General features: G+C 29.0%; 26 protein-coding genes. 8 read left to right on the plus strand and 18 right to left on the minus strand.

Annotated features, from left to right (window positions below):
• Positions 1 to 2 precede the first annotated feature (2 nt).
• The 9 genes from FBF22_RS04290 to pheS form a co-directional block, all read right to left on the minus strand.
• Positions 3 to 1,292 (minus strand): HAMP domain-containing sensor histidine kinase, encoded by a 1,290-nt coding sequence (locus FBF22_RS04290; RefSeq protein WP_002884308.1) that lies wholly within the window; start codon positions 1,290 to 1,292, stop codon positions 3 to 5.
• Positions 1,286 to 1,948 carry a response regulator transcription factor gene (locus FBF22_RS04295; RefSeq protein ID WP_002884307.1) on the minus strand — a complete coding sequence of 221 codons (663 nt, stop codon included), beginning with the start codon at positions 1,946 to 1,948 and terminating at the stop codon, positions 1,286 to 1,288. The genes FBF22_RS04290 and FBF22_RS04295 overlap by 7 nt, the downstream gene beginning before the upstream one ends.
• The gene (gene serA / locus FBF22_RS04300; protein ID WP_002884306.1) at positions 1,935 to 3,518 is read right to left on the minus strand and encodes a phosphoglycerate dehydrogenase; all 1,584 of its coding nucleotides are present in this window, start codon (positions 3,516 to 3,518) and stop codon (positions 1,935 to 1,937) included. Before serA ends, FBF22_RS04295 begins: the two co-directional genes overlap by 14 nt.
• The gene (locus FBF22_RS04305) at positions 3,515 to 4,003 is read right to left on the minus strand and encodes a hypothetical protein (RefSeq protein WP_002884305.1); all 489 of its coding nucleotides are present in this window, start codon (positions 4,001 to 4,003) and stop codon (positions 3,515 to 3,517) included. Before FBF22_RS04305 ends, serA begins: the two co-directional genes overlap by 4 nt.
• A complete protein-coding gene (locus FBF22_RS04310) occupies positions 4,003 to 5,673 on the minus strand; it encodes a 30S ribosomal protein S1 (protein WP_002884304.1) in 1,671 nt (556 codons plus the stop codon). Before FBF22_RS04310 ends, FBF22_RS04305 begins: the two co-directional genes overlap by 1 nt.
• 131 nt (positions 5,674 to 5,804) lie before the next feature.
• Positions 5,805 to 6,638 (minus strand): 4-hydroxy-3-methylbut-2-enyl diphosphate reductase, encoded by an 834-nt coding sequence (locus tag FBF22_RS04315; RefSeq protein WP_002857098.1) that lies wholly within the window; start codon positions 6,636 to 6,638, stop codon positions 5,805 to 5,807.
• A complete protein-coding gene (gene aroA, locus FBF22_RS04320) occupies positions 6,628 to 7,914 on the minus strand; it encodes a 3-phosphoshikimate 1-carboxyvinyltransferase (protein WP_002884303.1) in 1,287 nt (428 codons plus the stop codon). Before aroA ends, FBF22_RS04315 begins: the two co-directional genes overlap by 11 nt.
• Positions 7,911 to 10,232: a phenylalanine--tRNA ligase subunit beta gene (gene pheT / locus FBF22_RS04325; RefSeq protein WP_002869166.1), complete on the minus strand. Its 2,322-nt coding sequence runs from the start codon at positions 10,230 to 10,232 to the stop codon at positions 7,911 to 7,913. Before pheT ends, aroA begins: the two co-directional genes overlap by 4 nt.
• Positions 10,229 to 11,221: a phenylalanine--tRNA ligase subunit alpha gene (pheS, locus tag FBF22_RS04330; RefSeq protein ID WP_002852567.1), complete on the minus strand. Its 993-nt coding sequence runs from the start codon at positions 11,219 to 11,221 to the stop codon at positions 10,229 to 10,231. The genes pheT and pheS overlap by 4 nt, the downstream gene beginning before the upstream one ends.
• Before the next feature lie 122 nt (positions 11,222 to 11,343).
• Here pheS and FBF22_RS04335 point away from each other — a divergent pair, with 122 nt between their 5' ends.
• Positions 11,344 to 11,709 (plus strand): histidine triad nucleotide-binding protein, encoded by a 366-nt coding sequence (locus FBF22_RS04335; RefSeq protein ID WP_002857192.1) that lies wholly within the window; start codon positions 11,344 to 11,346, stop codon positions 11,707 to 11,709.
• A gap of 29 nt (positions 11,710 to 11,738) precedes the next feature.
• Here the strand turns inward: FBF22_RS04335 and FBF22_RS04340 are convergent, their stop codons facing one another.
• Together FBF22_RS04340 and FBF22_RS04345 are read right to left on the minus strand one after the other, a co-directional pair.
• A complete protein-coding gene (locus FBF22_RS04340) occupies positions 11,739 to 12,308 on the minus strand; it encodes a DJ-1 family glyoxalase III (RefSeq protein WP_002869165.1) in 570 nt (189 codons plus the stop codon).
• Positions 12,301 to 12,480 carry a hypothetical protein gene (locus FBF22_RS04345; RefSeq protein WP_011812746.1) on the minus strand — a complete coding sequence of 60 codons (180 nt, stop codon included), beginning with the start codon at positions 12,478 to 12,480 and terminating at the stop codon, positions 12,301 to 12,303. The genes FBF22_RS04340 and FBF22_RS04345 overlap by 8 nt, the downstream gene beginning before the upstream one ends.
• Before the next feature lie 82 nt (positions 12,481 to 12,562).
• On the opposite strand from FBF22_RS04345, the gene FBF22_RS04350 reads away from it, so the two are divergent.
• Both FBF22_RS04350 and FBF22_RS04355 read left to right on the plus strand, forming a co-directional pair.
• Complete coding sequence (locus FBF22_RS04350; protein WP_002865915.1) at positions 12,563 to 13,306, plus strand: amino acid ABC transporter permease; 744 nt, start codon at positions 12,563 to 12,565, stop codon at positions 13,304 to 13,306.
• Complete coding sequence (locus FBF22_RS04355; protein WP_002858785.1) at positions 13,299 to 14,027, plus strand: amino acid ABC transporter ATP-binding protein; 729 nt, start codon at positions 13,299 to 13,301, stop codon at positions 14,025 to 14,027. Before FBF22_RS04350 ends, FBF22_RS04355 begins: the two co-directional genes overlap by 8 nt.
• Positions 14,028 to 14,054: 27 nt before the next feature.
• Here FBF22_RS04355 and FBF22_RS04360 read toward each other — a convergent pair whose 3' ends face one another.
• The 4 genes from FBF22_RS04360 to FBF22_RS04375 all read right to left on the minus strand — a co-directional run bounded on the left by FBF22_RS04360 (position 14,055) and on the right by FBF22_RS04375 (position 18,059).
• On the minus strand, positions 14,055 to 15,521 hold the full coding sequence (locus FBF22_RS04360; protein ID WP_002860540.1) for a sodium:alanine symporter family protein: 1,467 nt from the start codon (positions 15,519 to 15,521) through the stop codon (positions 14,055 to 14,057).
• Between the two features lie 103 nt (positions 15,522 to 15,624).
• Positions 15,625 to 16,092 carry a tRNA (cytidine(34)-2'-O)-methyltransferase gene (locus FBF22_RS04365; protein WP_165433269.1) on the minus strand — a complete coding sequence of 156 codons (468 nt, stop codon included), beginning with the start codon at positions 16,090 to 16,092 and terminating at the stop codon, positions 15,625 to 15,627.
• 2 nt (positions 16,093 to 16,094) lie between these two features.
• Complete coding sequence (locus FBF22_RS04370) at positions 16,095 to 17,081, minus strand: alanine racemase (RefSeq protein ID WP_002885588.1); 987 nt, start codon at positions 17,079 to 17,081, stop codon at positions 16,095 to 16,097.
• Positions 17,082 to 18,059: a murein L,D-transpeptidase family protein gene (locus FBF22_RS04375; RefSeq protein WP_002870168.1), complete on the minus strand. Its 978-nt coding sequence runs from the start codon at positions 18,057 to 18,059 to the stop codon at positions 17,082 to 17,084.
• 155 nt (positions 18,060 to 18,214) lie between these two features.
• Between FBF22_RS04375 and FBF22_RS04380 the strand changes: the two genes are divergently transcribed.
• From FBF22_RS04380 to FBF22_RS04395, 4 genes are all read left to right on the plus strand, one after another.
• On the plus strand, positions 18,215 to 18,685 hold the full coding sequence (locus FBF22_RS04380; protein WP_002852438.1) for a hypothetical protein: 471 nt from the start codon (positions 18,215 to 18,217) through the stop codon (positions 18,683 to 18,685).
• Positions 18,686 to 18,770: 85 nt separating this feature from the next.
• Positions 18,771 to 19,190, plus strand: a complete 420-nt coding sequence (locus FBF22_RS04385) for a copper chaperone PCu(A)C (RefSeq protein ID WP_002852580.1) — start codon at positions 18,771 to 18,773, stop codon at positions 19,188 to 19,190.
• Positions 19,191 to 19,193: 3 nt separating this feature from the next.
• On the plus strand, positions 19,194 to 19,646 hold the full coding sequence (locus FBF22_RS04390; protein WP_002885587.1) for a hypothetical protein: 453 nt from the start codon (positions 19,194 to 19,196) through the stop codon (positions 19,644 to 19,646).
• On the plus strand, positions 19,643 to 20,203 hold the full coding sequence (locus tag FBF22_RS04395; protein ID WP_002859560.1) for an SCO family protein: 561 nt from the start codon (positions 19,643 to 19,645) through the stop codon (positions 20,201 to 20,203). Before FBF22_RS04390 ends, FBF22_RS04395 begins: the two co-directional genes overlap by 4 nt.
• Positions 20,204 to 20,209: 6 nt before the next feature.
• On the opposite strand, the gene cysM is transcribed toward FBF22_RS04395, so the two are convergent.
• From cysM to ciaB, 3 genes are all read right to left on the minus strand, one after another.
• A complete protein-coding gene (gene cysM, locus FBF22_RS04400) occupies positions 20,210 to 21,109 on the minus strand; it encodes a cysteine synthase B (RefSeq protein ID WP_002860543.1) in 900 nt (299 codons plus the stop codon).
• Positions 21,110 to 21,235: 126 nt separating this feature from the next.
• On the minus strand, positions 21,236 to 21,532 hold the full coding sequence (locus tag FBF22_RS04405) for an HU family DNA-binding protein (protein ID WP_002859562.1): 297 nt from the start codon (positions 21,530 to 21,532) through the stop codon (positions 21,236 to 21,238).
• A 101-nt stretch (positions 21,533 to 21,633) separates the two neighbouring features.
• Entirely contained in the window at positions 21,634 to 23,466 is a 1,833-nt protein-coding gene (gene ciaB, locus FBF22_RS04410; protein ID WP_002885584.1) for an invasion protein CiaB, read from the minus strand.
• A gap of 61 nt (positions 23,467 to 23,527) precedes the next feature.
• Here ciaB and FBF22_RS04415 point away from each other — a divergent pair, with 61 nt between their 5' ends.
• Positions 23,528 to 23,941 (plus strand): acyl-CoA thioesterase, encoded by a 414-nt coding sequence (locus FBF22_RS04415; protein ID WP_002853544.1) that lies wholly within the window; start codon positions 23,528 to 23,530, stop codon positions 23,939 to 23,941.
• Positions 23,942 to 23,945: the final 4 nt, after the last annotated feature.

Here is a 23,945-nt window from a genome sequence, read left to right on the forward strand (position 1 = left end):
TTTTATCCTTGACTGAGTTTAAAGCTAAAACTAGAACCATAACCTAAAGTGCTAGAAATTTCAAGATAACTTTTATGTATATTTAAAATTTTCTTTACTAAAAAAAGTCCCAAACCAAAAGAATTATCACTTTTTACATCAATTTTATAAAATTTTTTTGTAATCAATTTTATTTTATCTTCTTCTATGCCTTTTCCAAAATCTTGCACTATTATCTTTTGATCTCTTGCCGTTAAAATGACTTCTTTTTGACTATATTTTAAAGCATTAGAAAGCAAATTTATAATCACTTGCTCGATTAAAAATTCATCAGCCTTAACTTTCGTGCTTTTACCTTGCAATGCAACTCTTTCAAAGCCTGGGTTTTTAGTGATTTTTTCACATAGAGAAAAAAGATCGAATTCTTGCATCTGCAAGGCTTCACTATTAAGATTAAAAACAAAATTAAGCTTATGGGTTAAAGCATTAAGTTTAACGCTTTGACGTGAAATTTTTTCTAGTAATTCCTTTTTTAATTTTTTATCTTCCAATTTCTCATCTTTTAGCATCTCTAAGCTAAGATCAATCACGCTTAATGGATTTTTAAGCTCATGAGAAATAGCAGAAATCACGCTAGCAAGCTGAGTATTTTTTAAAGTGATTTTATCGCTTTGTTTTTTATTTTTTTGGGTATTCTTTAGAATTTTATCCTTAGTTTTTAAAAGTTTCTCATTTAGTAAATTAAATTCTTTAAACATTCCTTTTTCTAATATAACAACTTTATGATCCCCTATAGAATCCAAAAAATCCAAAATTTTATTAAAATTTTTCTCTATTCTTCTACCTAACAACAACATTAAAATAAAAACAAACAGCAAGCATACTCCAAAACCGATTGCCATTTTTGTCCAAAAAAGTTCTAAATCTAAAAAACGAGGATAAACAATAATAATATATTTATATCCTTTGTAAATAAAGCTTTTAGTGAGAATTTTTTTTGAATTGAAATTTAAAATTTCTCCTTCTTTAAGATTAGAAAAAAAATCAGGATTTTTTACAGAACTTATTTTCATATCATTGTTTAGGATAATAAAATCAGCCCTAGTATCTTTAGCAAAATCCTTGATATTAGCATCATTTAAATGCTCTAAGAGAGAAAATTTTAAAACATCATCAAGGCTTTTGATTTTTTGTTCATATTGTTTTATAAGCAAGAAATTAAGATAAGAATTAGTAAAAGTATAAAAAATAAACCCAAAAATCAAAGCCAATACAACAAAAAAAACTATAAAAATATTTTTAGTTTTTAGCATAATTTATAGCCAATACCCCTAACACTTATAATATGATCTTTTAGTTTTGGAAATTTATTTCTAAGTCTTGTTAGAGCTATATTGATTGTTTTATCACTTGTAGTATCATCTTTCCAAACACTTTCGCTTAAAAATTGTCTAGTAAGCAAGGTATTTGGATTTTCAAAAAAACATTTTAAAAGCTCATAGTCAAGATTTGAGATTTCTAATTTTTGATTTTTGTAAAAGAATTCATAACTAACCAAATCTAAAATAAAATCACCAAAAGATAGTTTTTCTTCTTCTTTTTTATGGCGTTTTAAAATTGCTTTAATGCGAAGCAAAAGCTCATTGAAATCAAAAGGTTTACAAACATAATCATCACAACCACTTTCAAAGCCTTCGAGTAAATCTTGATGTAAAGCCTTGGCTGTAAGAAAAATAACTGCTTCTTTATATCCTTGCTCTCTTAAATCTTGAATTTTTTCTAAAGAATCTCCACTGGGCAAATTTCTATCGATTATTAAAAGATCGATTTGCTCATTATCGAGCAAATCTTCAACTCCAAAAAAATCCGCTAAAGATATAACTTCATAACCACTAGATTTTAACTTTAAAACAAGCAGTTCGTTTAAATCTATATCATCTTCTATAATTAAAATTTTAAATTTCAACATATTGGACAAATACACACACCTCTAATTGTTTTAGTTCATCTAATACTTCTTTTTGAACTTTTTCATCAATCAAAACAACAGCCAAAGCATACCCAAAACCATCTCTACCAAGCCTAAAATCAGCTATGTTGATATTTTTAGTTGCCAAAACGGAACTGATTTTAGCTATAACTCCTGGTATGTCTTTGTTTTTGAAAATAATCATTTTTCCCTTTGGCTTAAAATCAGTTTTAAAGCCATTTAATCCAACTATGCGTTGTTCATTTTCATTAAACACTGTTCCTGAAACACTGATATTTGAATTTTCGGTGATAATTTTAACGCTAAGTTTATTATTATAACCACTATTTGGAAGAGTTTCGCAAGATAATTCGACTCCTTTTTCTTTGGCTACAAATTCTGCATTAACATAATTAATTTTTTCTCCTAAAATTCCACCCAAAGCACCAACAGCTGCAAAGGTTAGCATAGAATTTGCATACTCGCCAATAATTCCTTCAGCCTCTAATTTAATACTTTTTATAGGATTTTTATCAATTTGAACAGCTAAAAAAGCCATTTTAGAAACAAGTTCTATATAAGGAGCTACAAAAGGTGGTAAATCTTCAGTTTTAATTGGTAAATTTAAGGCATTAGGATAAGCCACGCCTCGTGCTGCACTTAATGCTTGCTCACAAGCTTCTCTTGCGATATTGTCTTGACTTTCTAAAGTATTTGCTCCTAGGTGAGAAGTAACTGAAATATTTTCAAAGTCTAAAAGAGGATGATTGGTCGCGGGTTCTTTATCGAACACATCTATACCAAGCCATGCTATTTTACCACTTTTTAAACCTTCATATAAAGCCTCTTCTGTGTATAATCCTCCGCGAGCACAATTTATTAATCTTATTCCATCTTTCATTTTTGCAATTTCTTGCTTTCCTATCATACCATTGGTTTCTTTGGTTTTTGGTGTGTGAATGGTAATAAAATCACTTTTTTCTAAAATTTCATCCAAATTTTTTGCTTGCTCCATATCTAAATCTGTAATCTTAGAAGCAGAAATATACGGATCATAGGCTAAAATTTTCATACCAAATGCTTTAGCACGGATAGCTACTCTTGAACCTATATTTCCAAAACCTATAACCCCTAGCGTTTTATTCATCAATTCAATGCCATACCATTTTTCTCTTTCCCATTTTCTTTCAATTTTTAAAAAATTATGAGCATTGACAAAGCTTCTAGCTGATGTTAAAAGATGTGCCATTGTTAGTTCAACTGCGGCAATAGTATTTGCAGTTGGGACATTCATCACAATCACTCCTCGTTTAGAACACTCTAGAATATCAACATTATCTACGCCCACCCCAGCACGCACAAGCGCTTTTAATTTTTTGGCATGATTTAAAAAATTTACATCTACATCCGTAGAACTTCTAGTAATCGCAACTTCAACATCGCTTAGCATTTGCATAAGTTCATCTTTTGGAAATTTTGCAGCTTCTATAAGCTCAATATCTTCAGCTTTTCTTAGAATATCGACACCTTTATTCAAAATAGCATCACACACTATAATCTTTTTTTTCATAACCAAATTTCCTTTACTTCTGTATTTATTTTATATTTTTTTAATTCTTTGATAATATCATCTATAAGTTTTTCATTACCTGTATCCAAAAAGATTTCTGGACTATCACCTGATTTAAGAAGAAAATACTTCACATTAAAAGAATTTAAAGTCTGTCTTAAGCAAAACATAGAATAAATATCATATTTTCCAACTATAAGTTGATAATATTTATTTTTCTCCTTAAGCTCGCTAGTATCCGCATCAAAATATAAGGTAAATTTTTCTGCTGCTGGGGTAAAATCTCTTGTAGGCCATTTTGCTAATTCTTCTTGCCATGAAAGATCTTGATTTTGGGTTTGAATGCTTGGCTGTGTATTTGTATCTTTAGCAAATTGCGGAATGAAATTTACATTAGCTTTAAATTTCCAAAGCAATGTAAAAACAACAGCAAGCAAAATGAGTAATAAAATACTCAAAATGCTTATTGTAATGTATTTTTTCATTAAGCTAGCTGATCTTTAATGATATCACCTAAAGTCACTTTATCATCATTATTGATTTCATTAAGAACTTCTCTTTCTTTCATTCTAACAAGATTTTTAACACTTAGGCGAATTCTATTTTTCTTTTCATCAATAAAAACTATAGCAGCTTCAATATCGTCGCCAATTTTTAAATTTTCAAGCATAGAAGTGCTTATATCTTCTTTATGAATTAAAGCATCAACATTTTTACTTAGCTCTACAAAAACACCAAAATCTTTAATATCACGGATAGTGCCTTTTACAATATCGCCGACTTTATGAATTTTGGCATATTCTTGCACTGGAGAACTGCTTAATTCTTTTGTGCTTAATGATATTTTTTGGTTTTCTTCGTCTATTTTGATAATTTTTACCTTGATTTTATCCCCTTGAGAGAATTTGTCTTTGCATTTATCGTTTCTATCCCAAGAAGCATCTTCATTATGCAATAAACCTTCAATACCACCAAGTTTAACAAATGCACCAAAAGAAGTTACTGAGGTAATTTCTCCTTCAACCACATCTGCAATTTTGTAAGATTTCATAAATCCATCAAAAGGTCTAGAAAGTAAATTTCTTAAAGATACTCTTAAGCGTCTTTCATTTGGATTGATTTCAATTACTTCAACATCAATTTCTTGACCTTTGTTGATATAATCTTTTGGATTTTTAATATTTTTATCCCAAGAAATTTCACTGATATGTAAAAATCCTTCTATATCATTTCCTAAATCTACAAAAGCACCATAAGGTTCTATATTTGATACTATTACTTTAATGGTATCACCTACATCAAGAGTATCTTTTATCTCGCTCCATGGATCAGGTAAAGCCGCTTTTATAGATAAGGATAAATGTTTGCGTTCTTTATCATACTTTATTACTTTAACTGGAACTTTATCGCCCTCTTTATAAAGTGTTCCAGGATTTACAGGTCCTTTGTAAGAAATTTCGCTGTAATGAACAAGACCATCAACACCTCCTACATCTACAAACATACCATAAGTGGTAATTTTTTTTACAATACCTTCAATTAAATCTTCTTGTTGTGCTACATTATTGATCAATTCTTTGCGTTTTCTTCTCTCATCATCTAAAGTTTTTTTACGAGAAACAATGATACTTTGCTCATCTTTGTCGATTTTAATAATTTTAACTTTAAACGTTTTACCTATAATATTATTTGTTTCTTTGAAGCCATATTGAGATTTTGGTAAGAAAAATTCAACATCATTTTCATCAACAACTATCAATCCGCCTTTATTTTTTCCAACTACTTTTACGGTAAAAATATCATCTTGATTTTCTTGATAGTTTTTAATAAATTCAATAACTTTTTCTTTTCTCAAAGCTTTTTTATGAGAAAGTAAAGATCTGCCACCACGAGAACCCATAACAGCAACTTTAATACTATCGCCTACATTAAATAATAGCTTAGAATTATCATCTTGTATTTCGCTAAGAGCTAAAATACCTTCAGATTTTTTACCTATATCTACATAAACTTCATCATTTTTGATCTCTACAATCACACCCTCTGTTGTAGCCTCTTCTCTTGATTTATCGAAAGCCTCCAAAAGCTGTCCAAAATCTTCTTCCTCAAGATAATCATATACGCCGCCTTGAACTTTTTTGTTCACCTCGCTCATTATGGTCCTTTAAAATAATTTTTAGAAATTGATTGATTTTACCTTATTTTTCTTTAATTAGTGTTAAGTTTTTTTATTTTTGTTAATTTTTTTTAAATTTTTGACTTTTTTATTCTATTTGAAAACATTTTTTAATTAATCTTAAAATTTTCTATTTTGGCGATAACTTTTTGTATGATCCAATCAGGAGTACTAGCACCTGCACTAATGCCGCAATGTTTTTTATCCAAAAACCATTCTTTTTTTAACTCTTCTTCGGTTTCAATTAGATAGCTATCTTCACAATTGGTTTTTGCAATCAAAAAAAGTTGTTTTGTATTGGCTGAGTTTTTACCCCCTACAACAACCATAACATCACTTTTAAGCGAGAGTTCTTTAATGGCATCTTGATTTTTAAAGGTTGCATCACATATAGTATTAAAAACCCTTACTTCTTTGGTTTTAAGTATTAAAAAATTTACTATCTCCATAAAATGCTCAGGCTTCTTAGTTGTTTGGCTTACCACAGCTATTTTATTAGGAAGTTTTATATTTTGAAGTTCTTTTTTATCCAAAACCACATAAGCTTTTGTACTTACATAACTTTTTACTCCTTTAACTTCGGGATGATTTTCATCTCCAAAAATAACAACTTCATAACCCTCCTTGCTCATTTGCTCGCAAATTTGTTGTGGTTTTGTAACAAAAGGACAAGTGGCATCAAAAATTTCTATATCTTTTTTTCTCAATTCTTCTAAATCTTGCTTTGTAATACCATGAGTTCTTATAATAGCCTTTTTTTCATTGCTTAAAGCTTGTATATTTTCCAAAGTTTTGACATTAAAATTTTTTTGCAAACGAGAAATTTCTTCGTTATTATGAATAAGAGGGCCTATAGTTGCGGCATCTTTTATTTGTTCTGCTTTTTTAATAGCTCTTTTAACACCAAAACAAAAACCATAGTTTTTTGCTAATTCAATAATCAATCCTAGCTCCTAAATTTGATAAAATCTCTATAAAATTTGGAAAAGAAGTTTTTATACAATCACTATCATCAATCTCGATTCCACAAAGCAAACCTAAAATAGCAAAACTCATAGCAATACGGTGATCTCCATAGCTTTTAATTTTTGAAGATTTTAGTTCGCATCCACCTTCTATTTCAAAACCATCATCAAGTTCTCTAGCTTTAACACCACAAAGCTTTAGATTTTCAACCATCACAGCAATCCTATCGCTTTCTTTAACGCGTAATTCTTTAGCATTTATTAAACTAGATTTACCCTTAGCCAAAGCAAAAGCTATAGCCAAAGCAGGCGCTTCATCTATCAACCAAGCAATATTATCTTTAACTTCTATGCCATTAAGCTTGCTAGACTCCACCCTGATCTCACCAATAGTTTCAAAATCATTTTGAGTTATTATCATTTCAAGTTTGGCACCCATTTTTTGCAAAATTTTATACGCCTCTATACGAGTAGGATTAAGCAAAATATTTTTTAAAATAATTTGAGATTTAGGTAAAATAATAGCTGCTAAAACAAAATAAAAAGCCGAAGAAGGATCATTAGGAATGATTATATTTTGAGCTTTTAAAGGTTTTTTTAAAGGATTTATTTCAAGACTTAAGCCATCATTACTAACCCTTATTGGAGCTTTCATAGCCTTTAGCATGTTTTCACTATGATTTCGACTAAGAGAAATTTCACTAAAAGTGCATACATTATCAGCTCTAAAAGCAGATAAAATCATAGCTGTTTTAACTTGAGCCGAAGAAATTTCGCTTTTAAAATTAAAAGCTTTTAATTTTTGACCTTCTATACAAAGTGGAGCTAAATTTGCCTCATTTCTTCCATAAATTCTAGCGCCTATTTGAGTAAGTGGTTTGCTTATCCTTCTCATAGGACGATTGTTTAAATACTTATCTCCACTTAAAACAAAAAAACCAGAAATTCCTGCTAAAAATCCTATCATCAAACGCATAGCAGTTCCTGAATTTCCACAGTCTAAAATACAATTTGGAGATAAAATTTCTTTAGGGGGTATAATTTTGACGCAAGAATCTTTTTGTTCAATTTTAGCTCCAAGATTTTTTATAATTTCAAGAGTGTTTAAAGTATCTTGAGCTAAGAGATAATTTTGAGCCTTATTTTCTTCTTGTGTTAAAAGCGAAAATATAGCAAAACGATGAGATATGCTTTTATCTGCTGCTATATTTTCAAGTATGGCATTTACAGGGGTTTGCAATTTGTAAATTTTCATCTTAAATCAAGACCCAAATTTTTAAGAGTATTTAAAATTTTATCCATACATTCATTGACTTGATTATCCTCTAGAGTTTTATTTATATCCCTAAAAGAAAAACTTATAGTAATGCTATAAAATTCTTTAAGGTTTTCATCACTATAAATATCAACTAAACGAAAATTTTCAAGTATTTCTAAATTCAATTCTTCGATACAATTTTTAATCTGATTGTATTCAAAACCTTTAGGTATTAACACGCTAAGATCTCTAGTGATAGCTGGGAATTTGGAGTAAGGCTTAGCTATTTTAAAATCTTGCCTGATTAAATCTAAATCAAGTTCGCAAATATATGTTTTTGGTAAATCTCTCTCATTTTCTATTTTTAAATGCAAACGGCCTATAAAACCTACTTTAATATCCGATAGGTAAATATCTGCTTGTTCATAAGGGCTTAAAATATTATATTTTGATGATTTTAGTTTAAAATCACCTATAATATTTTTAATGTCTAAAAGAAAATCATAAAATTGCACCGATTCAGGTTTGGCCTTGTTGGAAATTTTAGCTTCTTCTTTTAAGCCAGAATGGATAAATGCGATACGATTTAATTCTTGATTATTAACATTGAAAACAGCCCCTAGTTCAAAAAGTTTAATAATTTTTTTAGAATTTTTTGCATTTAAACTTGCTGCATTTAACAAATGATTTAAAAGGGTTGTTCTTAAAGTATTAAGTTCTGCTGTAATTGGATTAATTAGTTTTAATTTAACAGAGTCAAAACCCAATCTTTTAAGTTCTTCTTCATTATCCAAAACATAATGTAAGCTTTCAAAATAACCACTAGCTACTGCTCTTTTCCTTAAATTCAAAAACTCAATATAATTTTTATATGCAGAATTTAAACGATTTTTTTCTATAAATTCTAAACCCTTGGAAGCAATATTATCAATACCTATAATTCTTACAACTTCCTCGCAAATATCTGATAAATTTTTAATATCAGGACGATGTAAAGGTGCTTTAACATTTATAAGCCCTTCACCTGAAAGTATGAGTTCAAAACCTAATTTTTTCAATATTTTTAATACTTCATCTTTATCAACATTTTGCCCTATTATATCGCCAATACTTTCAATGCTTATTGGTATGATTGGTAATTCTTTGTCGGTTAAAATTTGTTGAGAAGAACTATAAATAACAAGATTTGGAATCTGCTCAAAAATACTAAGCAAAAAATCCATTCCTAAATTTAATTTAGGTTCACTTCCCCTAAAACTTCTATAAAGCATTTTTTCATCTTGATCTTTATGATATATTTTAGCATCTGCAATTACCAATGGATCGGTATAATTAGCCTCAATAATAATTATTTTAGAATCATCTTTGCATCTACTTTCATTATTTTGGAAAATTCCACTAAAGCTTAAAAGTTTATCTTTGCAAGATACTTTTGTTTCTCCATGCACTTGCTTGCTTAAATTAATGGTAAATTCTTCATCTTTTTCAGAAAAACTACTTAAATCATAAGCATTAAAAAGAACACCAGTTGAATGCGTTGCATAATTTAATAAATTTTCTATGGAATTTTTTCCCAAACCTTCAATTTGAGCAAGTCTTAAACTAAGTAATAAGTTTGTTTGAATTTCTTCTTTTAACTCTATGGCTCGATAATTATAAAGTCCATTAAGTTCTTTCTCAGCTGCTAAGCGCAAAATTCTACCGATACCTAAAACATTTTCACTTTCTTTGAATGGTTTTGGTTCTTTTAAATTTAAATTTAAAGCTGTAGCCAAATCACGAGCAATACCATAAATACTTAAACAATCACCCCTATTAGGAGTAAGTTCTACTTCTATTAGCTCATCATTAAAAATTTCATAAGTATTTAAAGCTCTCCCAAGTTCTAATTTCCCTATGCTCTCATCTAAAAGCATAATTCCTTCATTGATTTTTTCAAAACCCAGTTCTAAACTAGAACAAAGCATACCACAAGAATCCACTCCTCGTAATTTTGCTTCTTTTATTTCCATACCGTTTGGCATGATAGCATCTTTAGTTGCAACAGCTACAAATTGTCCTGCATCAACATTCGCAGCACCGCAGACAATTTGCAAGGTTTCACTTCCGATATCAACTTGACAAATGCTTAATTTATCTGAATTTTCATGTTTAATTTTTTCCTTAACATAGCCTACAACAACTTTATCTGGAGCCTTTAAAGCGCCAACCCTATCAACTTCTATACCTATAGAGTTTAAAGTTTTAGCTATTTTATCCGAACTTATTTCTTCAAGTTCTAACCAATCATTCAACCAACTTTTAGTAATTATCATCTAAACTGCTCCAATAATCTCAAATCACCTTCAAATAAAGATCTTAAATCTGGAATTTGATGCAAAAGCATTGCAAAACGCTCTACTCCCAATCCAAAGGCATAACCACTTACATTTTCATAACCAACAAAATTATAAACATTAGGATCAACTATTCCACATCCTAAAACTTCAAGCCAACCTGTATGTTTGCAAACTCTACAACCCTTTCCTTTGCAAAATACACAAGAAATATCAACTTCAGCAGAAGGCTCTGTAAATGGGAAAAAACTTGGACGAAAACGAACTTTCACATCTCCGAACATATAACGCAAAAAATCTTCCAATACACTTTTTAAATTTGCAAAGCTAACCTTTTGCCCTTCTTCCACCACAAGGCCTTCAACTTGATGAAACATAGGAGTATGCGTAATATCAAAATCTCTTCTAAATACAGCACCAGGGGCTATCATCCTAATAGGAGGTTTTTGTGCAAGCATTGTCCGTATTTGCACTGGCGAAGTTTGTGTTCTTAAAAGCCTTTTATCATCAAAATAAAAGGTATCTTGCATATCTCTTGCAGGGTGAGATTTAGGCAAATTTAACGCTTCAAAATTATGAAAGTCATCTTCTATTAAAGGCCCTTTTTCTATGCTAAAATTCAAAGCTATAAAATACTCTATGATTTTATCCATGGTGCTCATAACAGGATGCAAGGCACCTGTTGTAATACTTTCATCAAAATAGTTAAAATTTAAAGCATCTTGTTTCATTCTTTCTTCTAAAGCAAGATTTTCCAAATCTTTAAATTTGGCTAAATAAGCCTCATTAAATATTTCTTTTTGTGCATTTAATTTGGCAGCAAATTCTTTTTTCGCCTCATCTTCTAACTCTTTAAGCTTTGTAAAGCCTTCTGTTAAAATACCTTTTTTTCCAAGAACGGAAATCCTAATGGCTTCCAAATCATTTAAATTCTCACATTTTTGAATCTGTTCTATAAAATTTTGCAATTTTCTTACCTTAAATAAAATATTTCAAGTTCTAATTCTATTAAAAACTATTTTAAATTCAGCATAAAAACCAAACTTTAAAGATATAATTGTATCAAACCAACAATAAAAAAGGATAAATAATGCAAGAAAAAACAATTTTTGAACTCATAGTTGAAGGTAAACTTCCATGCAATAAAGTGCTTGAAAGTGACGATTTTCTAGCATTTCATGATATTGCACCCAAAGCACCTATACATATACTTATAATCCCTAAAAAACATTTTAAAGACTTTCAAGAATTTGATCCTGAACTTATGGCCAAAATGACAAGTTTCATACAAGAATTAGCTGTTCTTTTAGGTGTAGATAAAAGTGGATATCGCTTGGTAACAAACTGTGGAAAAAATAGTGGACAAGAAGTTTTTCATTTACATTTTCATATGCTTGGAGGTTTTGAACTGCCTAAGGAAAAAACAAAAAAAGAAAATCCTCAAGCTTTATTTTAGTTTAAATGGTAGAAAAACTACCATTTAAACTATTTTGTCAAAGGTAGCAACATTCCCTCATATAATTTTTGATAAATTTCATCACCGCATAACTTTTTAGCTAGCTCTAAACCAAAAAGAATTGCCGTAGCTGGACCTGCTGAAGTTATAACATTTTTATTTACAACTACAGCCTTGTTAACACGATTTCCATTAAGTCCAACTTCACAACTAGGATAGCAAGCAAACTCGCCCTCTAAAACACCTGCTTCATTTAAGACTATAGGAGAAGCACAGATTGCGGCAACAATTTTATTTTTGCTATGAAGTTGTTTAATGATATTTAAAATAACATTTGAATTCTTAAGATTCATCATACCTTCAAAGCCACCCGCCAAAGCAATGGCATCTAAATTTTCTATATCAACATCCTCTATAGAACAATCTGCTTTTATACTAATGCCATTAGCACCTTTTACTAATAACTCACTGTTTAACGAAGCTATAACAACTTCCAAATCTGGATTTAATTCTCTTGCTCGTTTTAAAACATCCGCAATTCCTATAAATTCAGCTTCCTCAAAACCTTGAGCCAATGGAATTAATACTTTTTTACTCATTTTGTTCTCCTTTTTTATATTTTTTAAATCTTTCTTCTCTTTCTTTGTTTTTTTGCATCATTTGACGATTAAAACCTATGACCAAAACAATCATTAAAAACACAAAAATAACTATTAGAATGAAATCTAAAATTTCCATAAATACAACCTTATTTTTGGGAAATTCTAACACATTTTTTTAAATCTTTAGAGAAAATTCAAAGATATTTCTATAAAATCTTTTTTTAAATAATTTCTCTGAAAAGGTTTACAAATTGAATCAGAAAAATATAAGAATTTTTGTTTTTTTTGTTATTATTATTTTATGGGGCTATTTTTCTTTCCCGATAGAAATATTAAAAATTCAAGATCCTAGTGGAGTTGTAAGCTATGGCTATACAGAAAATGCAAAAGCTTATTTAAAAAGTTATCTTATTACGCTTTTATTAACTGCTTGTGCTGTTATTATCGGAGTGATTATTGGTTTTAGCTTAGCTATTTTACGCTTCTCTAAATTTAAAACACTTAATTTTATTATAGATGAATATATAGACATTATACGAGGAACACCGGTAATTTTACAATTGATGATTTTTGCTTTTGTAATTTTTACTTTTATAGACAACCTTTATGCAGCCATTCTTGCACTAGGACTTAATAGCTCGGCTTATATAGCAGAAATTGTAAGAAGTGGCATTAATAGTGTAGATAAAGGACAAATGGAAGCTGCAAGAGCAATGGGACTTGATTACAAAACTTCAATGAAAGAAATTATTCTTCCTCAGGCTACTAAAAACATTCTACCTGCATTAGCTAATGAATTTATTTCTTTATTTAAGGAAACTTCTGTTGTAGGATTTATTAGTGTTATTGATATTACCATGCAAAGTCAAAGCTTGCAAGCCGTACTTTACAATCCAAAACCTATTATTTTCACTGGACTTGTTTATTATGTAAGTGTAAAAATTTTTAGCTATTTTGCAAAAAAACTTGAACTTAGGATGAATAAAAATGATTGAAGTTAAAAATTTACAAAAAAAATATGGAGAATTAGAAGTTTTAAAAAATATTAACACTACAATCTCAAAAGGCGATGTAATAGCTATCATAGGTCCAAGTGGAGGCGGAAAAAGTACATTTTTACGCTGCATCAATCGCTTAGAACTAGCTGATAGTGGGGAAATTTTAATCAATAAGCAAAACATACTTGATAAAGAAATTGATATTAATAAGATCAGGCAAAAAGTTAGCATGGTATTTCAGCATTTTAATCTTTTTGCCAATAAAAATGTTATGGAAAATTTATGTTTAACGCCCATTAAAACAGGAATTTTAAGTCAAGAAGAAGCCATAAAAAAAGCAAAATTACTTCTTGCTAAGGTGGGTTTAGCAGACAAAGAAAATATAATGCCCCATAAGCTCTCTGGCGGACAAAAACAACGCATAGCTATTGCTAGAAGCTTGATGATGAATCCTGATGTTATTTTATTTGATGAACCTACTTCAGCTCTAGATCCTGAAATGATAGGCGAGGTTCTAAGCATTATGAAAGATGTTGCAAAAGAAGGTTTAACTATGCTTGTAGTAACTCATGAAATGGGCTTTGCTAGAAATGTTGCCAATCGTATATTTTTTATGGATAAAGGAAAAATTGCTGTTGATGCAAGCCCTAAAGAAGTATTTGAAAATCCTAGCAATGAAAGATTGAGAGAATTTTTAAACAAGGTTTTAAATCATTAATTCATAAGCCACTAAGGCTTATGAATTTTAATCCCAACATTCAGCGTTTTTAATTCCAAGTTTGCTAGCATTAAATTTAGGATCTATACCAGATTTTTGTTGCATATTAAAATCTTTTAAAACTTTATTTACTATACCACCTAAAAGCAATAAAGATATAATATTTGTCGTTGCCATGAAAGCCATAGTCAAATCAGCCAAATTCCAAGCAAGTTTTAAATTCATTTGCGAGCCTATAAAAATCATAGCCACAGCTGTAATTCTAAACAAATTCATTACAAATTTGGAATTTGTTAAATATTTAACATTAGCTTGAGCATAATAATAATTTCCTATTAAAGAAGTTATTGCAAAAAGAACAATAGCTATAGTAATAAAATGGATTCCAAAGCTACCGTAATACTCACGCATAGCTTCTTGAACTAAAGGCATTCCACCATCAATTTTACTTTCTCCAAGTCCTAAATATGCCATAGAAAAAAGAACTAAAAATCCAGAACTTGTACAAACAACAACATCAATTAAAACTGAAAAGGCTTGTATAACACCTTGTTTAGCTGGATGACTTGTCAAAGCTGCTGCAGCTGCATTAGGTGCCGAGCCCATACCCGCTTCGTTTGAAAAAAGTCCTCTTTTAATCCCTATAACCAAAGCAGAACCAGCAAAACCACCAAAAATCGCTTTAAAATCAAAAGCACTTTGTAAAATCATATGAATCACAGAAGGAATTTTATCAAAATTCATTAAAACAGCAATCACGGCAAGTAAAACATAAGCTAAAGCCATAAAAGGAACAATTAAAGAACTAATTTTACCTATTTTAGTATGGTGAGAAAAAAACATCCATGCACCAAAAATAGTTAAAACAATACCAATAATCATTGGCCAAGAACTTGATGCAAAATCTACAGCAGCATTTGGATTAAACATATCATAATAAACTTTAAAAGACGAAGTCATTGTTTGACTTTGAAGTCCATTAAATCCATAAGCATAAGTAATAATAAGAATAAAAGCAAAAAAAGCTCCAAAAAAATGTGAGCCTAAGGCTTTTTTTATATAATAAGCTGGACCACCTTTAAACCCGCCTGTATCATCTTTTGATTTGTAAACTTGAGCTAAGGTACTTTCAGCAAATGCTGAGGCACCACCAAAAAATGCCATAACCCACATCCAAAATAAAGCACCAGCTCCACCTGTAGCCAATGCCAAAGAAATTCCAGCAATATTTCCTATACCAACTCTAGAAGCAGTTGAGATCATTAATGCTTGAAAAGGTGAAATATGTTCTTTAGCGTGTCCTTCGTTTTTTTCTGTAAGAATTTTAAATACAGAACTCAACATACGAAACTGAACAAAGCGAGTTAAAAAACTATAATAAAGCCCACAAACAATAAGTAAAACTACCATAATAATGTCTGTATTTGGGACAATCTTATTAGCTATAATATCAGACGCTTTATTGGCAAAATCTAGCATAATATCTAATTTCATCCAAACTCCTCAAAAAATAATCTGAATTTTACTTTAACATAATTTTTATAAAAAGGACTTTATGATTTTATTTGTTTTAAGCTATTGTGTAAATTTGAAACTTTTAAGAAGCAAAATTTCTAAAATTTTGTCTTAAAGCTTCATAAGAGATTATACCAACGCTTGTGGCTAAATTTAAACTTCTTCCATAAGATTTCATAGGTATAGTTATAGCATTTTCCCAATTTAATTGCATTAATTCCATAGGCAAACCATAACTCTCACTTCCAAAGAATAAGAAATCATTTTTTTGAAATTCTGCATCAAAATAAGCTTTTTGACTCTTAGTTGTTGCGAAAAAAAAGCAATTTTTATAAATCATATTTTCATTCAAAAATTCTTCAAGATTCTCCCAAATAATAGGCTCTAATTTATCCCAGTAATCAAGTCCTGCCCTTCTAACAGCCTTTTGTGAAATATCAAAAACAGTTGGTTTAACAATATGAAGTTTAAAACCAGCATTAAAGCACATTCTACCTATACTACCTGTATTTTGCGGTATTCTAGGGTGGACTAAAACTATATTAAACATATTTATACTAGAACTCTTTGAATATTAGGATTTAATTTTACTAAAATTTCATAGTTAATAGTATGAAAAAAATCAGCCCAAATATCAGCATCTTTAAACACGCAAATTTCCTCACCAGAATTTTCACAAGAAAAACTATCCATTGACATCTTTCCAAGCATTACTTTTCCATTTCCAAGCACTAACTCCCCTTTTCCATTGTATCGGAAAAGACCATCAGCATAACCCAAATCATAAGTTGCTACTTCCATATCCTTTGCAGCAGTAAAAATGCCTCCATATCCTATACTCTGTCCTTTTTGTAAAATCCTTTGACTTAATCTATGAGCATACAAGCTTAAAACTCTTTTTAAATTTGAATCCCCATATCCAAATTGAACAAGCCCAACTCTACAATATTCATCTTCGGGAATTTTCCCTCTAAATAATGCTGCAGAATTATGCGAATGAAATAATAAATTTGAAAAATATTTTTTTACTATCTTTTTAGCTTTTTGAAAATTTTCTTTTTGAACAAAAAAACTTCCATCCATTTCATCTGCACCAGCAAAATGTGTAAACATTCCAGTAAATTTTAAATCACTACTTTGAATAAGATCTATAGCATGCTCTAAATTTTCTACACAAATTCCATTGCGATGCATGCCTGTATCTATTTTTAGATGTATTTTTATATCTTGCTTGTATTTTTTTACTTGGGAAATATCATTTAAAGCATAAATAAATCTAGAATTTTCATTACCATGAGGACGATGTGATAGTATTAATATATTCTCAAAAAATTCTTCGATTTCTTGAGCTTCTTCTTCACTCTTAACAGCAACAAAAGAAACTCCTAAATTTTTGGCTAATGGAGCTAAAAGCTTAGCTCCATGTCCATATGCATTATCTTTAAAAACACAAATTAATCTTTGAAAACTCCCTATTTTTTTAGCAATATGTCTTAAATTGTATTCATAAGCTTTTTGATCAATTTTTATTAAAGACATTTATTGCTCTGCTAAAATTTTCATTTTACCTTTACTATCTATCTTAACGTATAAAATTTTATCGCCTCTAAACTGATAGTTTTTAGTGTAATAATCCTCATAAAATGAAATTCTATACATAGTTTCATTTTCTAAATTCGGATAAGGGCTGATATTAATATCTGAAAATTTAATCTTTTTATCTTCTTTACGAGAAAAAATAGATTTTTTCATGGAAGCAAACTGTTCAAATTTCATTTTATCAAAACGTTTAAATTCTTGCTCATCATAAAAACTTAAATAGGCATTAGTGTCACTATTTGTCCAAGCTAGTTTCCATGTAAAAAGATCAGCCAATAAACTAGCGATTTGATCCTTTTTAGCTCTAATTTTTTCTTTTTCTTCTGTCATAACAAAAACTTTTTTATCTTGCACAACTTTTGCAAATTTCTCCAAATTATTATTAAATAAAGCAATACACCCTCTTGTTTTAAATTCATCAAGTCTAGAACCATCTAAAGGATAGCCATGGATCCAAATACCACCACCTGTTTTTCCTTGTACTTTATCAAGTAAATTTGGATAAGTTGTGGCAAAAGCAAAGGGACCATAATAAGGATCACCTGGATTAAACTTACGGCCTAACTCATAAAAACCTACTGGCGTTTTCAAATCTCCTTCTATTTTTTTATCACCCATTAATCCAGTTATTATTTCTTTTTGTTCAAAATCTTTTCTTATTTTTCCGTCCTCGTAAGAATAAACACGGAGAATTTTATCTGTTTTATTTGTAAGCACGATAGCAACATTATCATCATAGTATCCAAGTGAAATATTTTTATCTCCTATTTCACTTAACCAAAAATCCTTTTGAGTTAATTCTTTTTCAATCGCTACACCAACAGCATCTAATCCTTGATTAAGATAAATTTTAACAAGATCTGAGGCATGCAACATCAATGAAGAAAGTGCAATTAATAAAGCAAGTCGTTTTAACAATGTTTTTCCTTAGGTATTTCAAATTTTTTAAGTCAAAAATGTTTGTGATTATAATATTTTTTTTCTTAAAAAATATTAATTATATTAACAATGCAGCCTTATTTATGATATAATTTTTACAAATCATAAAGGCTTGTTTTAAAAGGTTGTCTATAATGATAAGAAATTTTTTTATAGGAATGTCTTTTTTAGGCATTTTGTTTTTAGCTTTTTATACATTATATGATAAAAAGAAAGAAAGTATATTTAGCTTAAATACATGCCAACCTCTAACTTGTGACTTAAATTTACAAGATTGTGTTTTTTCTTTTAATAAAAAAAATATTGAAGTTTCAGCCTACCCAAAACCTATAAAAATTTTCAATAAAACTACTATAAAAATTAAGAATTTTCCTCATTATTCTAATTTAAAGATTAAAATTTATAGTTTAAATTCCTATATAGGCGATATCATTCCTAAATTTAATATAGTTAATGGTGATATTCTTATAAATTTTATAGGTAGAAGCATTACCGATGATTCTAGATTTAGGGTTGAATTTTTAAACAATAATGCTCCAACTGGTTTTTTCTTTGATTTTGATGTTACTATGCAAAAAAATTTTCAAACAGGTAACACACATTGAAAAATTTTCAAAATTTTATATTCAAATAAAAATATTTTTTGATATAATGAACAAATATTTAATATTATAAAAATAAGGATACAATATGAAAAAAATTCTTCTCTTAGGTGCTCTTTTTGCTGTAAATCTTTGGGCTGTTAATGATATAGAGGTAAAAAATGCCTTTGTAAAACAAACTCCACCTCATGCGCAAAATAGTGCTATTTTTCTTACTATTTTTAATAATACTAATAAGGATATTGCTCTAATAAGCGCCAAAAGCGATATCAGTGAAGTCAGTGAACTGCATACACATATACATAAAGATGGAAAAATGATGATGCAAAAAATTCCTGAAATTATTATAAAAGCTCATTCAAGCACAGAGCTTAAATCTGGAGGTTACCATATAATGCTTTTAAAACTAAAAAAACCTATTATTAAAGACACGAAGGTAAATTTAGATTTAAAATTTAATAATCACAAAACCATAGAGTTAAAAAATATTGATTCTAAAGAATTTTAATTAATGAGAAAAATTATTTTTATCCTAGCTTTTGCTTTTGTTATTGCTATTTTATATATTATTTTTGATTTTTATGTAATAAAAGATTCTCAAAAAATAACAAAAACTGATTTTTCTACCCCATTGACTTGCGATTTTAATGTTAAAGACTGCACATATAGTTTTAACAATAAAAAAGTCTTAATTTCCCTAAATCCCAAACCCTTACAATCTTTAGATGTTACAAATCTAAAGATTGTAAATCTAGGAAATTATAACAACTTAGGAATTAAAATTTATGGATTAAATATGTATATGGGCGAAATTAAACCTAAAATACATCGATTAAATTCAACAGACTATGAAAGTAAAATAGTTCTTGCTGCTTGCGTTTTAGATACTATGCGTTTCAGGGTAGAATTTATGGATAATAATAAACCCATAGGGTTTTATTTTGATTTTGAGCTAAAAAAATGAAAAAAAATATTATTTTGTTTATAGTTATAGTTGCCATTATTTTAGGTGTAATATTTTTTATTAAAAATCATCAAAATTCTTATGATTTTATCTTAAAATCAGACTTAAAAGAGGAAACCACTCTAAAAGATTTTAAAGGAGATAAGCTTATTATCTATTTTGGATATACTTATTGCCCTGATGTTTGTCCGGCAACTCTTAGTTTAGTAGGCAAAGCCTTAAAGCAAATCAATAATCCTAAGGCTCACCTTCTTTTTATTTCTTTAGATCCAAATAGAGATAATAACTTAAGCAATACAAACGAATGGTTACGATACTTTTACCCAAAAGCAGATGCCTTAATTGCAAAAGATGAAAAAACTCTTCAAAAAATAACAAAACAATATAATGTTCAATATCAAAAAATAGATCTAAATGATTCTTTTATGGGTTATTCTATAGCACATAGCAATATGCTTTATCTTATTGATGAAAAAGGTCATTTTTATAAAGAAATTAGCGATTTAAATCCACAAGAAATTTTAAGAGAACTTAGAATTTTTCTAAATTCTCAATAATTATACTTAAGCAAAAAGATCAGTTGAGAGGTATCTTTCAGCCGTATCGTTTAGCATAGTTAAAATTCTTTTATCTGGAAATTTCTTTGCTAGCATACTTGCGGCAAATACATTTGCTCCACTTGATATACCTACCATTAAACCACTTTTGGCAAGTTCTTTGGCTGTATTTATAGCATCTTCATTACTTACTGTGATCACTTGATCTATAACTTCTTTATTTAAAATAGCAGGTATAAAATTCGCCCCTATTCCTTGTATTTTATGGCTTCCCGCTTCACCTTTGCTAAGCAATGGAGAATTTAGAGGCTCGACTCCAACAATATGCACTTTTTCTAATTTTTCTTTTAGTATTTCCCCAACTCCACTAATAGTACCGCCAGTTCCAAAACCAGCTACAAAAATATCAAGTTCATTATCCAAATCTCTTAAAATTTCTAAAGCCGTATTCTTGCGATGCGCATTTTTATTTGAAATATTTTCAAATTGAGAAACCATAAAAGAATTTGGAGTATTTAATAATATTTCATTTGCTTTATCAACCGCTCCTTTCATTCCTAAATTTGCAGGAGTTAATTCTAACCTAGCGCCAAAGAGTGTTATCATTTTTCTTCTTTCTAAACTCATAGATTCAGGCATTACAGCAATAAATTTAAGTCCCAAATCTGCACAAATCATAGCCAAAGAAATTCCAGTATTTCCACTAGTTGCTTCAACTATTGTAGTATCTTGATTAATTTTTTTACTATCTAAAGCATCTTTAATCATTTCAAAAGCTGCTCTATCTTTTATAGAATGACTAGGATTTAAAAATTCACATTTAGCAAAAACATTGATACCAAATTTTTTCAAATGTATAATAGGAGTATTTCCTATAAGCTCACTTACTTTTTCATGTACTTTCATAATTTTAATATCCTTTTTTGTTTAATAATGATAGTTTTATAAAAGTTTAAAAAAATAAAGTAAATAAAAGATACAAAATATCTGAATTAATTAAGAAAGAAGGCTAGAATTTATCTAGCCGAAGTCTTATTTTTTCTTTTTGCCGCTTGCTTTTGCAACAGCTTCTTTAAGGTTTTTACCTACCTTAAATTTTGCAACTCTTGTAGCAGGAACTTTGATTGTTTTTCCTGTGCTTGGTACTCTAGCTTCTCTAGCAGCTCTTTCTTGAGTTGAAAAAGTACCAAAACCAATAAAACTGATGCTATCACCTTTAGCTAAAACATCAGTAATAGTAGAAATAACTGCATCAGTAGCAGTAGTAGCGTCTTTTTTTGTTAGCCCAGCTGTTTGAGCAACTAATGAAATGAAATCTGCTTTAGTCATAAAAGCTCCTTTGTTTTAATTGAAACGCCTAATTTTAGCATATTTAAAAAACAATATCAAGTAAAAAACAGCTTTTTTTAAGTTTTTTTCAAAAAACTTTATTATTTTTTCTTATATCTTTCAAATTCTCCGCTATTATCAATTTCATTGCCAATTTTCTCGTATAAATCATAATAAAATTTAACAAATTCTTTACACTTAGACATAATAGGAAGAAAAATATTATCTTCAATTTCACAAAATCTACTTAAAAACTCTTTTGCATCAAGTCTTAAAGCATAGTGTTTTGCCAATTCATGATAATTTTTTAAAGTTAGTTCTTTAAATTTTTCATAATGCCCTAAATCAAAATTTATCTTCAAATTATTATTTTCAAAAATCAATACTTCGCTTTCAAAAAGCAAGCTAAGATGAATAAGTGCTTCTGTATAATAAGGTCTAACTTCATCAACCCTTTGCCAAGAAATAAGTCCAATAGCTCTTTTTATAAGTTCATGAAAAACAGGCATTATCAAGTCATCTTGTTCATGATAAAAGAAATTTATAAGTCCACCTGTAGTAGCTTTATATTCTTCTATATTTTTAAAAAAACCATTCTGATTCATTGTTTTTTCGGTATCATTAGCAATAAAAAATATATGACCAAATTCATGGCCTATAGTTGATACTTCATAAACCCTTTTCCAAATTTTTTCCTGATAAAATAAAATATTTCTTCCAAAATCCAAAAATTCTTTATCAAAAATCTCGCTAGAAATTTTCATAAAAGGCTTTGTTTTAGCATTTTCATATACAAAATTTATAAAGGCAAATATTTTTTTGCCCGCCTTAGAACTTACAAACTCATCATTTGGAACGACTTGAGCTGAGAATAAACCTTTAAGTTCAGCACCATAAAATATCATCGGAGTACAAATATAAAGTTGAGTTTTTTCTATATTAGATAAAACTTCTTTTTCTAATTCACAATCTTCAAGTCCTATATTTTTATAAACATGTTCAAAACTTTCCTTAATTTCATTACCAAATTTCAAAACATCAAAATCATTCTCATCTTCTATTCTTATATCCCATTCTAATGCCACCGCATGAGTATAATTATCTTCATAATATTCTAAAGGATGTCCCACTTGTAAAGGTGATTTTACTTTCATCCAAGCAAATTCAGCTTCTTGCCAAGCTTTTATAACTCTATCTTCATCTTTTTCACAAAATGCCAATTTTAATTTTTCAAAATATTCTATATAAGCTTTTTCCTCTTCGTTGCTAGCAAATATTTTAAGCTGATCAATCATATTTTCAAAAGCAAATTCTAATTTTAAAATTTCATTCTCGAAAAATCTCGCATAAGGAACAAATTTCCATAAATTTCCTATTCTAACTAAAACACCATAGCTTCGCTCACAAATTTCTCCTTCTGGAGTTTTTTGATATAAATGATTTTTACGTAAAAATTCCATTGCATCATCTAAATTTGGAAATTGAGTAGATAAAATTTTGTTATTTTTTTCTATAATTTCTTTAGTCCAAGAAATTTCAAAAATATTCATAATTAAACCTATATTATGCACTCCTTGTATTAAGGACAGATAAAAATTATTTAAAAGTTTTTTCTCTTTTATTTCATTAATTAAATTTTGATGTTCTTTTTCATAAAACTTTCTAATCTCTTCATAGAACTTATGTTTTAACTCTATAATCTTATCTTCCTTAAAGTTGTTTTTTTTCCATTCTTGAACTAAATTTTCTTCTTTTAAATCAACCAAACGCCTAAGTATGGCTAGCATAGTTGTTGTATCTTGTTTTAACTCACTTAAAGAAATCAAAGATCTAAAATACTCGCCCACATCTTCTTTGTCTAAAAACTCATATAACGCATTATTTCTTTCTTTGTATTTTCTAACCAATTTAGCTATTTCTTTAAAATTATTCATACTTTTATTCTCCTTTTTAACTTTTTTAATTATAATTCATTTTTTAAAATAAGGAGTAAAAATGAGAGATATGGGAGAACCAAAATTAAAAATTGTAGCCATGCCAAGTGACACAAATCCAGCGGGAAATATTTTTGGCGGATGGATACTTTCACAAATCGATTTAGCAGGAGCTATCGCAGCAAGAGAACTTTCTCCTGAACGCGTTGTAACCATCTCTATGGATAAAGTAGTTTTTAAAGAACCTGTTTTTATAGGAGATATAATTTCTTGTTACTCTAAAGTTGTAAATGTGGGCAACACTTCAATCAGCGTTGAAGTAGAAGTCACAGCTCAAAGAGTGGATTCTCAAGGTTGTACTTCTTGCATTAATGTAACTTCGGCTTTAGTAACTTATGTAAGTGTTACAAGAGATGGAAAGAAAAAGCCTATTAGTGAAGAACTTAAAAGAATTCATGGCTTTTTAAATGCTTAAAGCT

This window comes from Campylobacter sp. CFSAN093260, from assembly GCF_012890095.1.
Classification (GTDB): domain Bacteria; phylum Campylobacterota; class Campylobacteria; order Campylobacterales; family Campylobacteraceae; genus Campylobacter_D; species Campylobacter_D jejuni.